We start from the raw sequence: 10,579 nt of genomic DNA on the forward strand, positions 1-10,579 counted from the left end.
GCTTTCGCGAACCCGCCGGCTCCCGCGCTCACCCTTGCAGCAGCACCACCGCGGACTCGCCCGGCACGTGCAGTACGCCGTCGGCGCCCGGGGGCTGCACCGGCTCCCACGCGGCCAGCACGCGCGCGTGGCGCGGTCCGAGCGGGATCGCCGCGGGGGCCTTGGCGAGGTTCACGGCGACGCGCACGTCGCCGCGCCGGAAGGCCAGCCAGCGTTCCCGCTCGTCGTAGGCCACCTTGGTGTCGCCGAGGTCGGGATCGGTGAGGTCGGCCTGTTCGTGCCTGAGGGCGATGAGGCTGCGGTACCAGGCGAGCACGCGCGCGTGCGGGTCGCGCTCCGGCTCGCTCCAGTCGAGGCAGGACCGGTCCCGGGTCGCCGGGTCCTGCGGGTCGGGCACGTCCTCCTCGGCCCAGCCGTGCGCCGCGAACTCCCGCCGCCGGCCCCGCCGTACGGCCTCCGCGAGCTCGGGATCGGTGTGGTCGGTGAAGAACTGCCAGGGGGTCCCGGCCGCCCACTCCTCGCCCATGAACAGCATGGGTGTGAAGGGCGCGGTGAGGGTGAGCGTGGCGGCGCAGGCCAGCAGGCCGGGGGAGAGCGTCGCCGACAGCCGGTCGCCCTGCGCGCGGTTGCCGACCTGGTCGTGGGTCTGGCTGTAGCCCAGCAGCCGGTGCGCGGCCACGCGCGTGCTGTCCAGGGGCCGCCCGTGGTGGCGGCCGCGGAAGCTGGAGTACGTGCCGTCGTGGAAGTAGCCGCGGGTGAGACTCCTCGCGATCGCGGCCAGCGGAGCGCGCGCGAAGTCGGCGTAGTAGCCCTGGTCCTCGCCGGTCAGCGCGGTGTGCAGGCAGTGGTGGAAGTCGTCGTTCCACTGCGCCTGCAGGCCGTACCCGCCCTCCTCGCGGGGCGTGATGAGCCGCGGGTCGTTCAGGTCGGACTCCGCGATCAGGAACAGCGGCCGTCCCAGGTCCGCGGACAGGGCGTCCACCGCCGTCGACAGCTCCTCCAGGAAGTGGCACGCGCGCGTGTCCGCCAGCGCGTGCACCGCGTCCAGGCGCAGGCCGTCCAGCCGGTAGTCCCGCAGCCACGCCAGCGCGCTCTGACGCAGGTAGTCGCGCACCTCGTCCGATCCGGGCGCGTCGAGGTTGACGGCGGAACCCCAGGGCGTGTGGTGCGTGTCCGTGAAGTACGGTCCGAACGCCGGCAGGTAGTTGCCCGACGGCCCCAGATGGTTGTGCACGACGTCCAGGACCACCCCGAGGCCCAGTTCGTGCGCCCGGTCGACGAACCGTTTCAGCCCTTCCGGGCCGCCGTACGGCTCGTGCACGGCCCACAGCGACACGCCCTCGTAGCCCCAGCCGTGCGTTCCCGGGAAGGGGCACAGGGGCATCAACTCGACGTGGCTGATGCCGAGTTCGACGAGGTGCTCGAGCCGCCCGGCGGCCGCGTCCAGGGTGCCCTCAGGGGTGTACGTGCCCACGTGCAGCTCGTAGAGCACGGCGCCCGGGAGCGGGCGTCCGGTCCAGTCGGCGCGCCAGGCGTACCGGCCGTGGTCGACGACCGCGCTCAGCCCGTCCGGGCCGTCCGGCTGCCTGCGCGAGCGCGGGTCCGGCAGCACGGGACCGTCGTCCAGCGCGAACCCGTACCGCGAGCCGTCCCGCGCCTCCGCCTCGCCGCGCCACCAGCCCTCCCGCTCCGGATCGGGTTCCAACGCGTACGTGGCGTCCTCGCACTGGAGCGTCACTCGGCCGGCCTGCGGTGCCCACACCTCGAACTGCACGGACGGTTCCCCTTCGTCTGCTCACCGTGATGTAGCCCGTCCATGGTGCTTCAAACGAGATCAATCCGCTTTCCAATGGCCTCTTTTCCGGCGGGTCTCGCCGCGCACGCACGCGTGGCGGCCGTTTTCTCGTTTTCTGGACACTCGGGGTTCACTGACCGACAATCACGAACGTGACGTCGTCCTTCGAGTTCAACACGTACCCCGCGCGGCTGTCGGACGCGGAGCGCGACCAGGCGCTGAAGGTGCTCCGTGACGGCGTCGCCATGGGACGGCTGTCGCACGACACGTTCATCCGCCGCATGGAGCTGGCCCTCGCGGCCCGCCGCTCGGACGAGCTCGCCGTCCTCACCGCCGACCTGCCCCAGGAGAGCCGGGTCTCCCGTCTGGTGTTCGGCACCGTGGAGGCCGTCTCCGGCTTCACCGTACGGCTGCGCAGGGCCTGGCAGGCCGAGCGCCTGCCCAAGCTGCTGCTGCCGCACCCGGCGGGCGGCCATGCGCTGCGGATAGGCCGGGATCCGGCCAACGGACTGCGCCTGACGCACGAGACGGTCTCCCGGGTGCACGCCGAGCTCAGCCGGCAGGGCGGCATGTGGGTGCTGCGGGACCTGGGCTCCACCAACGGCACGACGGTCAACGGCCGGCGGGTCATCGGCGCCGCCGTCGTCCGCGAGGGCGACCAGGTCGGCTTCGGGCGGATGTCCTTCCGGCTCGCCGTCGACTGAGGACGACTGAGCCGGACCTTAGCTTTGGCCTGAGCATGACACCGGGTTGACCTGGTGTGATGGCTCAAATCCTCTTCCCCTCCACGGTGTTGACGTACCCCGCAACTCGTGACTGACTGTGCGTACGCCATGTACGTCAGGTGAACCGACGGCACCGCATTGTGGAGGTGTGCCCTGCCGCCCCTCCAGCGCTACCCGACCGTCGACGAACTCGGCGCCCGGGCGGCCGCACTCGTCGCCCGCCACCCGCGCACCGCACGGCTGCGCCGCGTGGGCACCTCGCGCGCGGGCACTCCCCTGTGGCTGCTTTCCGTCGGTCACGGCAGCCGCCAGGCCCTCGTCGTCGCCGGCCCGCACGCCAACGAGCCCGTCGGCGGCGCCACGGTCCTGCGCCTCGCCGAACGCGCGCTCGCCGACCCCCGCTACACCGAGGGCGCCGACGCCACCTGGAACCTGCTGCTCTCCCTCGACCCCGACGGCCTGCGCCGCAACGAGGGCTGGCTGCGCGGCCCGTACAGCCTCGGCCGCTACTTCCGGAACTTCTTCCGGCCCGGCTTCCACGAACAGCCCGAGTGGCTGCCCGACGGCGCGGCGGCCGCCGCGCTGCCGGAGACCCGCACCCTGCTCCACCTCCAGGACGAGCTGCGGCCCTTCCTGCAGTGCTCGCTGCACGGCGTCGACGTCGGCGGCGGGTTCGTCGAGCTCACCCACGACCTGCCCGGCCTCGCCCAGCGCGTCGCCCACACCGCCGCCCGCCTGCGCGTCCCGCGCGAACTCGGCCCGTACGACACCCTGTACTGGCCCAACCTCGGCCCCGCCGTCTACCGGATCCCGCCGCCCCGGATCGGCGACCTGGCCGCCGCCATCACCGAGGCCGCCGTCGAGTCGACCTGGTACCACCCCTACCGGTACGGCACGGTGACCGCCATCGTCGAGGCGCCCATGTGGGGCGTGGCCGCCGTCGAGGACGGCTCCCCGCCCGCCGACGCGGCCGCCGTGCTGCGCACCGTCAGCCACACGCTCCGCCACGACACCCTGCTCCTGAAGCGGCTCCTGGCAGAGGTCCGGCCGCATCTCGCGGACGTGCCGGACGCGGCCCGTCTGCTCGCTCCGGTGGACGACTATTTACTGGTCTGCCCCGGCCTCGCCGACGCGTGGGACCCCGACGTCGCCGACGGGGCGCGCCCGCTGCCGCCGATGAGCACCGCACACCTGGCCGCCCTGCGCATCGCCGGACGGCGGCTCGCGCTGCGCACGGCCGGCCTGCTGCACCAGCTCGTCACGTCCGCCGGACGCGACCCGGCCGGCGTGCTGCCCCATCTGGACCGCCTGATCGACGAGTGGTGCGTCGACTACCGCGACGGCTGCGGCGCGCGCTGGATACCGGTCACGCGCCAGGTGGAGTACCAGTCCCGCGTGGTGCTCGACGCGTTCGAACTCGCCGTCGGGCACGCGCCCGCGTGCTCCCGTTCGGGTGAGCCGGGGTGGGGTTCCCAGGCCGCCGTGCCGATGCATCTGGAATGACGATCAGCACCACAGCGAAAGCGGTACGGGGCGGTCTGCTGACGGCCGTCCTGCTCCTGGCCGGCGCGGCCCCGGCGCAGGCGGCGGCCGCGCCGCCCTACCCGCTCGCCGGCGACTACCTCTACCTCACGGTCACCAAGGGCGACGCCCGCTCCAGCGACACGCGCGGCACCCTCCTGCTGTGCGACCCGCCCCAGGGGCACACGCTCGCCGCCCAGGCGTGCGCGGAACTGGCCGCGGCGGACGGCGACATCGCGGCACTTCCGCCGAAGGACGTGTTCTGCCCGATGGTCTACGCGCCGGTCAGCGTGCACGCGCGCGGGATGTGGGACGGCCGGCAGGTCGAGTACGCGCAGACCTTCCCCAACGGATGCGCGATGTCGGCGCGCACGGGCTCGGTGTTCGCACTCGACGGCTGAGAGCGGGGCTGGGGCTGGGTGGCTGGCGGGTGGCGGCTGAGGGCGTACGGCTGACGGCCTGACGGCCTGCGGGCCTACGGCTGGGCTGCTGGCGGCTTACGGCTGAGGGCCCATGGCTGGGCGGTTGGGCGGCATACGGCTGGACGGCTGGCGGCTGGCGGGTGGCGGCTGAGGGCTTACGGCTGACGGCCTGACGGCCTGACGGCCTGACGGCCTGACGGCCTGAGGGCCTACGGCTGGGCTGCTGGCGGCTTACGGCTGAGGGCCCATGGCTGGGCGGTTGGGCGGCATACGGCTGGGCGGCTGGCGGCTGGCGGGTGGCGGCTGAGGGCTGGGCGCTGGGCGGCTGAGGGCTGAGGGCTGAGGGCTGACGGCTGGGCGGCTTACGGCTGCGGGCTGCGGGCTTACGGCTGGCGGGTGGCGTTGGCGGCTGAGTGGCTGCGGGCTGCGCGTGTGGGGCTTCGGGCCCGGGGCTCAGGCGGTGCGGTCGCGCGCGTGCAGTGCCGCCGCCACGACCGTGCGGGCCTGGTGCTCGATCTGGTGCTCCAGCGGGACCCAGCGGGCACGGAAACGCTCCTCGAAGGCGTCGCTCCACGTCGCCACGAGCCGCTCCATACGCGGCGCCGCACGGTCGTCGGTCTCCCGCAGGACCCTCAGCAGCATCGCCGCCGCCCGCAGCGGCAGCCGCCGCCCGAACGCGTCCACGCTGCCGACGTACGCCATCGTGTCGTCGGCGGGCGGGGTGCGTCTCCAGTCCTCGGCCAGCCCCGGGACCAGGTCCAGGGCCCATCTCGCGGCCCGCAGCAGCGGCCCGTCGACGCCCTCCAGGCGCGGCAGGGCGTCCGCGAGGACCCGTTCCACCTCCCGTCCGTCGCGCAGCAGCCGGCCCGCCAGCCGTCGTATCGCCTCGGCCGGCGCGGGATGCGGCGCCGGATCGTCCACCAGGTCGCTCGCCCACATCGGCACCTCCACCACCGCGGTCAGACCGCCGTAGCGGTGGGTGCGGTACCAGGTGCTCCGCCGCGCGTCGTCCGGCATGCTCGGGTACGCGGCGCCCGCCCCCGGCGAGGGCATCACATGCACGCCGGGCCCGGACGCCGCCCAGCCCGCCGCGTCCGAGGCGCCCGTCTCCACCGGGATGTGCAGCTCCGCGGCGGACTTGGCGAACGGCTCGGCGAGCCCCGGCACGTCCTTGGTCAGCTGCACCCAGGTGCCGCCCAGGTCCGTCCCGTGCAACGTCACCTGCAGATAGGGGCGCAGCTCGTCGACGACCCGGGTCAGCGTCCGCGTCTCGGGCGGCAGCCGGTCCGGCGGCAGCACCGAGGGCGACCACTCCGGCTGCTCCTCGGCCGCCGGCCGGAAGAACCCGAGGTGGTAGTCGAACAGGCTGCGCGGCGCCGGGGTGACGTGCAGGCTCGCCCCGTCGGGGTCCGCGCACAGCAGGAAGTGCCAGGAGGTGTCGCTGCGCAACTCCCGCTCCCGCAGCACCCGTTCGGCGAGAGCGAGCAGCGTGGGGCCGCCCGTGGGCTCGTTGGCGTGGGCGCCGGCGACGACCAGTACGGCACGCCGGGCCCGGCCCACGGACAGCAGGTGCAGGGGCCTGCCCGCGCGGGAGACACCCACCTGCCGCAGCACGCACAAGGTGGGTCGATGAGCGGCCAACGCTCCTGCGGACGAGATGAGTTGGGTCACCGTGGGGTAGCGCAGCACCGGCAGGAGACTCACCCCCGACACATCCGCCCGGCCTCGCAATCCGCAGTACCCCACGGTCTCCGGCAACTGTCAAGCAGGCACCCAGGGAGCCTCCAGGGGGCGCTCGGATGCATTCACCGCGGGCCTGGAGGGCGTCGAAGGGGGCGTCGGATGCGGGTGGACGTGCCGGGCCACGTCCGAGGCACGGGCGTCCCAGCCGACGATCAGCTGGCTCTCGGGGGACGCCGGGAGCCCGGGTGCGAAGAGCGCGTCGTCGCTCCTCACCACGCGCCGGCCGTCCGGCTCGAGCCCGGGGAGCGTGCGCGGGCGCGAGCCCGTAGCCAGGACGACGCCGCGGCGCGCGGCGAGGTCGTGCGCGGCGCGGTCGGCGAGGACTGCGCGGTCCTCTCGCACGCCCCGTCCCGGACGCCCGGCATGACGCTCTTCGCCCGCGTACCGCCGACCGGCGCCGCCGAGGCCTTCGTGGACCTGCTGCGAGCCGCCTGGCCGAACCCGGGCGCCCCGCACGCGGCTAACCACCCACCCGAGCGCGACCGCCTCCAGCGCCGACCCGAGACCCCCTCGGCGTCAGCGTCAGCCCGCCCCCGCGTCCCGCACACGCGTGCCACCGCCGCAGTGCTGTCGGCCCGCAGCCCTCAGCCTTCCCCCGGCCGCAGCACTCAGACCGTTCCGCCCCACGGAGCTCAGCCCTCGTCGGCCCGCAGCCCTGAGCCCCCGCCGGCCCTCACTCCTCACCCCTCCCCGACCCGCTCCAGCAGCACCACCGGCAGGTGGGTGAAAAGGTCCTCCGCGCGGGCGTGGCCCGTGAACTCGTGGTCCGGGGTCAGGGCGTCCGACCATCGGCCCGGCGGCAGCGGCAGCAGCGTGTCCTGCCAGCCTCCCGCCTCGGCCAGCCGGAGCGACAGGCGGGTCACGGCCGTGATGACCTCCCCGGAGCGGGCGAACGCCACGCAGTGCTCCGCCGCCGGCCCCTGAGCCGCCAGGGGCGTGTAGGTGGCCGTGTCCCCGAAGGCGGCGGGCCGGCGGGCGCGCAGCCGCAGCGCGGCCGCCGTCAGCGCCCCCTTGTCGCCGGGGTCCTCCGGCGGGTACCGCACCGGCCGCCGGTTGTCCGGGTCGACGAGGGCCAGGTACTCGCTCTCGGTGCCCTGGTAGACGTCGGGCACGCCGGGCATCGTCAGGTGCACCAGGGCGGTGCCCAGCACGTTGGCCCGGATGTGCGGTTCCAGCGCCTCGCGCAGGGCTGCGACGTGCTCGGCGGGCGGCCCGCACGGGCCCGAGGCCACGAACGCCGCGACGGCCTCCTCGTAGGCGGGCTCCTGTTCGGTCCAGCTGGTGAACAGGCCGGCCTCGCGCACGTGCTTGAGCAGGGCCTGCTGCACGCGCTCCGCGTCCGCCGGGCCGAGCCCGAACACGGTCTGCCAGGCCGCCCACGCCAGCTGCGCGTCCGGCACGCTCTCCTCGGCGTGGGTGGCGTCGGCCAGCACGTCGGCCCAGCGCCCGGGGCACTCCGTGAGGACGGCCAGCGCCGCCCGTACGTCCGCGCTGCGCTTGGTGTCGTGCGTCGAGACGACCGTGCCGGTCGTCGGCCAGTCGCGCTGCACGCGCGCGCAGTAGGCGTGGAAGTCGTCCGGGGACACCGACGGGCTGCCCGGGTCGCCGCCGACCTCGTTCGCGGACAGCAGCGGCACGTAGCGGTAGAACGCCGTGTCCTCCACGGACTTGGCGCGCAGGGCGGAGGCCGTCTGGGCGAACCGCGTGAAGAACTCCGCCTGCTCGGGACCGGCGCCGGCCCGCCCCAGCACCAGGTCGCGCACGACGTCGACCGCGCCGGCCTCCTCCGGGACGGCGAAGGCGCCCCGCGCCTCGGCGGCGGCCTCCTCGGTGACGACCAGGGCCGGGTCGCCGGAGGTGTAGGGCCGGTAGACCTCCATCCGGACCAGGAGCTCCTGGAGCGCCGTGCGCAGCGCCCAGGGGGCGCGGTCGCGCAGGGCCGGGTCCTGGGCGGTGGCGCACACCTGTACCGCCGCCCGGGTCAGCCGGTCGACCTCGGTGGCCAGCTCGTGCGTGATCACCTTGTACGCCGCGCGCCGCACCGTCGCCGCCCAGTCGCCGCCCCGGTCCGTCTGCGGGGCGGCGAAGCGCCGGTACAGGCCCAGCAGCTCCCCGCACCCGTCGGGGTCGGCGAAGAGCCCGTCGATGTGGCGCAGGGCGTCGTAGCCGGTGGTGCCGGCGACGGGCCAGGAGGCCGGCAGGGGCTCCCCGTCCGCGAGGATCTTCTCCACGACCGTCCAGCGGCCGCCCGTCGCCTCGTGCAGCCGTGCCAGGTAGCCGTCGGGGTCGGCGAGCCCGTCCGGGTGGTCCACGCGCAGCCCGTCGATCACGCCCTCGCGCAGCAGCTGAAGGATCTTCGCGTGCGTGGCGTCGAACACCTCGGGGTCCTCGACGCGCACCCCGATCAGCTCCGAGATGCTGAAGAAGCGCCGGTAGTTCAGCTCGGTGCGGGCCAGCCGCCACCACACGGGCCGGTACCACTGGGCGTCCAGGAGCTGCGGCAGGGGCAGCTCCCCGGTTCCCTCGCGGAGCGGGAACGCGTGGTCGTAGTAGCGCAGGACGTCGCCGTCGACCCGTAGTTCGTCGACGACCGAGCCGAGCGGGCCGCCCAGCACCGGCAGCAGCACCTGGCCGTCCTGCGCCTCCCAGTCGATGTCGAACCAGCGCGCGTACGGCGACTTCGGGCCCTCGCGCAGGACCTCCCACAGGGCGTGGTTGTGGCGCGGGGACATGGCCATGTGGTTCGGCACGATGTCGACGACCAGGCCGAGGCCGTGCTCGCGCGCGGTGCGGGACAGCGCGCGCAGCCCCTCCTCGCCGCCGAGTTCGTCGCGCACGCGCGCGTGGTCGACGACGTCGTAGCCGTGCGCCGAACCGGGCACGGCCTCCAGGACGGGGGACAGGTGCAGGTGCGAGACGCCGAGGGAGGCCAGGTACGGAACGGCCGCCGCCGCGGCGGTGAACGGGAAGTCGGGCTGCAGCTGGAGCCGGTAGGTGGCCGTGGGCACCGCGGGGTCGGGTCGCACAGATGTCATGCAGACCTACGTACCCGCCCCGCGCCGCTTCGTGTCATCCGTTGCTCCGAGGGCCCGCGCGGGTGCCCGGCCCGGGGGCCGGGCACGCCGCTCTAGACCGGCCGCTGCAACACGGTCAGGCTGCGGTCCACCAGGGTCAGCCGGTCACCGGCCGTCACCTTCGGGCCCTCGCCGGGCGGTACGCAGTCCGCGCGCGCGGTGTCCACGACGACCTGCCACTGCCGGCCGTGGTTGACCGGGACGACGAAGTCCAGCGGCTCGGGCGAGGCGTTGAACATCAGCAGGAACGAGTCGTCGGTGATCCGCTCGCCCCGGGAGCCGGGCTCGGAGATCGCGTTGCCGTTGAGGAACACCGTCAGTGCCGACGCGGGCGCCGAGTCCCAGTCCTGCTGGGTCATCTCCCGGCCTTCCGGGGTGAACCAGGCGATGTCGGACAGGTCGTCGTGGGTGCCCTCCACGGGCCGTCCGTGGAAGAAGCGGCGGCGCCGGAGGACCGGGTGATCCTTGCGCAGCCACACCATCGCGCGCGTGAAGGCCAGCAGCCCGTCGTCGTCCTCCTCGTCGTCGTCGGTGGCGGGCCATTTCACCCAGGACAGTTCGTTGTCCTGGCAGTATGCGTTGTTGTTGCCGTTCTGGGTGCGGGCGAACTCGTCGCCGTGGCTGATCATCGGCACGCCCTGGGACAGCATCAGGGTGGCGACGAAGTTGCGCATCTGCCGCGCCCGCAGCGTCAGCACCTCGGGGTCGTCGGTCTCGCCCTCCGCGCCGCAGTTCCACGACCGGTTGTGGCTCTCGCCGTCGCGGTTGTCCTCGCCGTTGGCCCGGTTGTGCTTGTCGTTGTAGGACACCAGGTCGTGCAGGGTGAAGCCGTCGTGGCAGGTCACGAAGTTGATCGAGGCCAGCGGGCGGCGGCCGTCGTCCTGGTAGAGGTCGGAGGAGCCGGTCAGCCGGGACGCGAACTCCGCGAGCGCCCGCTGCTCGCCGCGCCACATGTCGCGCACGGTGTCGCGGTACTTGCCGTTCCACTCGGTCCACAGCGGCGGGAAGTTGCCCACCTGGTAGCCGCCCTCGCCGACGTCCCAGGGCTCGGCGATCAGCTTCACCTGGGAGACCACCGGGTCCTGCTGCACCAGGTCGAAGAACGACGACAGCCGGTCCACCTCGTGGAACTGCCGGGCCAGCGTCGCCGCGAGGTCGAAGCGGAAGCCGTCGACGTGCATGTCGGTCACCCAGTACCGCAGCGAGTCCATGATCAGCTGCAGGACGTGCGGGGACCGCATGAGCAGCGAGTTCCCGGTGCCGGTGGTGTCCATGTAGTACCGGGGGTCGTCGGTGAGC

At 74.0% G+C, this 10,579-nt stretch carries 8 protein-coding genes; 3 read left to right on the forward strand and 5 right to left on the reverse strand.

What is annotated here, in order from left to right; all coding sequences use genetic code 11:
• Window positions 1-28: 28 nt before the first annotated feature.
• Window positions 29-1,774: a malto-oligosyltrehalose trehalohydrolase gene (treZ, locus tag M8J74_RS31920; protein WP_249839774.1), complete on the reverse strand. Its 1,746-nt coding sequence runs from the start codon at window positions 1,772-1,774 to the stop codon at window positions 29-31.
• Between the two features lie 173 nt (window positions 1,775-1,947).
• Between treZ and M8J74_RS31925 the strand changes: the two genes are divergently transcribed.
• The 3 genes from M8J74_RS31925 to M8J74_RS31935 all read left to right on the forward strand — a co-directional run bounded on the left by M8J74_RS31925 (window position 1,948) and on the right by M8J74_RS31935 (window position 4,442).
• Entirely contained in the window at window positions 1,948-2,499 is a 552-nt protein-coding gene (locus M8J74_RS31925; RefSeq protein WP_249839775.1) for an FHA domain-containing protein, read from the forward strand.
• 159 nt (window positions 2,500-2,658) lie between these two features.
• Window positions 2,659-4,023 carry a M14 family zinc carboxypeptidase gene (locus M8J74_RS31930; protein WP_249839776.1) on the forward strand — a complete coding sequence of 455 codons (1,365 nt, stop codon included), beginning with the start codon at window positions 2,659-2,661 and terminating at the stop codon, window positions 4,021-4,023.
• Window positions 4,020-4,442: an SSI family serine proteinase inhibitor gene (locus tag M8J74_RS31935; protein WP_249839777.1), complete on the forward strand. Its 423-nt coding sequence runs from the start codon at window positions 4,020-4,022 to the stop codon at window positions 4,440-4,442. Before M8J74_RS31930 ends, M8J74_RS31935 begins: the two co-directional genes overlap by 4 nt.
• Before the next feature lie 474 nt (window positions 4,443-4,916).
• Here M8J74_RS31935 and M8J74_RS31940 read toward each other — a convergent pair whose 3' ends face one another.
• The 4 genes from M8J74_RS31940 to M8J74_RS31955 form a co-directional block, all read right to left on the reverse strand.
• On the reverse strand, window positions 4,917-6,167 hold the full coding sequence (locus tag M8J74_RS31940) for a M14 family zinc carboxypeptidase (protein WP_249839778.1): 1,251 nt from the start codon (window positions 6,165-6,167) through the stop codon (window positions 4,917-4,919).
• A gap of 57 nt (window positions 6,168-6,224) precedes the next feature.
• Window positions 6,225-6,548 (reverse strand): hypothetical protein, encoded by a 324-nt coding sequence (locus M8J74_RS45070; protein ID WP_372500334.1) that lies wholly within the window; start codon window positions 6,546-6,548, stop codon window positions 6,225-6,227.
• Between the two features lie 338 nt (window positions 6,549-6,886).
• Window positions 6,887-9,241, reverse strand: a complete 2,355-nt coding sequence (gene treY, locus M8J74_RS31950) for a malto-oligosyltrehalose synthase (protein ID WP_249839779.1) — start codon at window positions 9,239-9,241, stop codon at window positions 6,887-6,889.
• 92 nt (window positions 9,242-9,333) lie between these two features.
• A partial coding sequence (locus M8J74_RS31955) for a glycogen debranching protein (protein WP_249839780.1) occupies window positions 9,334-10,579 on the reverse strand: 1,246 nt, incomplete at its 5' end.

This window comes from Streptomyces panaciradicis (genome assembly GCF_023516615.1).
Taxonomy (GTDB): Bacteria; Actinomycetota; Actinomycetes; order Streptomycetales; family Streptomycetaceae; genus Streptomyces; species Streptomyces panaciradicis.

What these genes read in the sequence shown, in the direction of transcription:
- M8J74_RS31935 (WP_249839777.1), top strand. Translation starts at nt 4,020, where the DNA reads ATGACGATCAGCACCACAGCGAAAGCGGTACGGGGCGGTCTGCTGACG.
- treY (WP_249839779.1), bottom strand. Translation starts at nt 9,241, where the DNA reads ATGACATCTGTGCGACCCGACCCCGCGGTGCCCACGGCCACCTACCGG.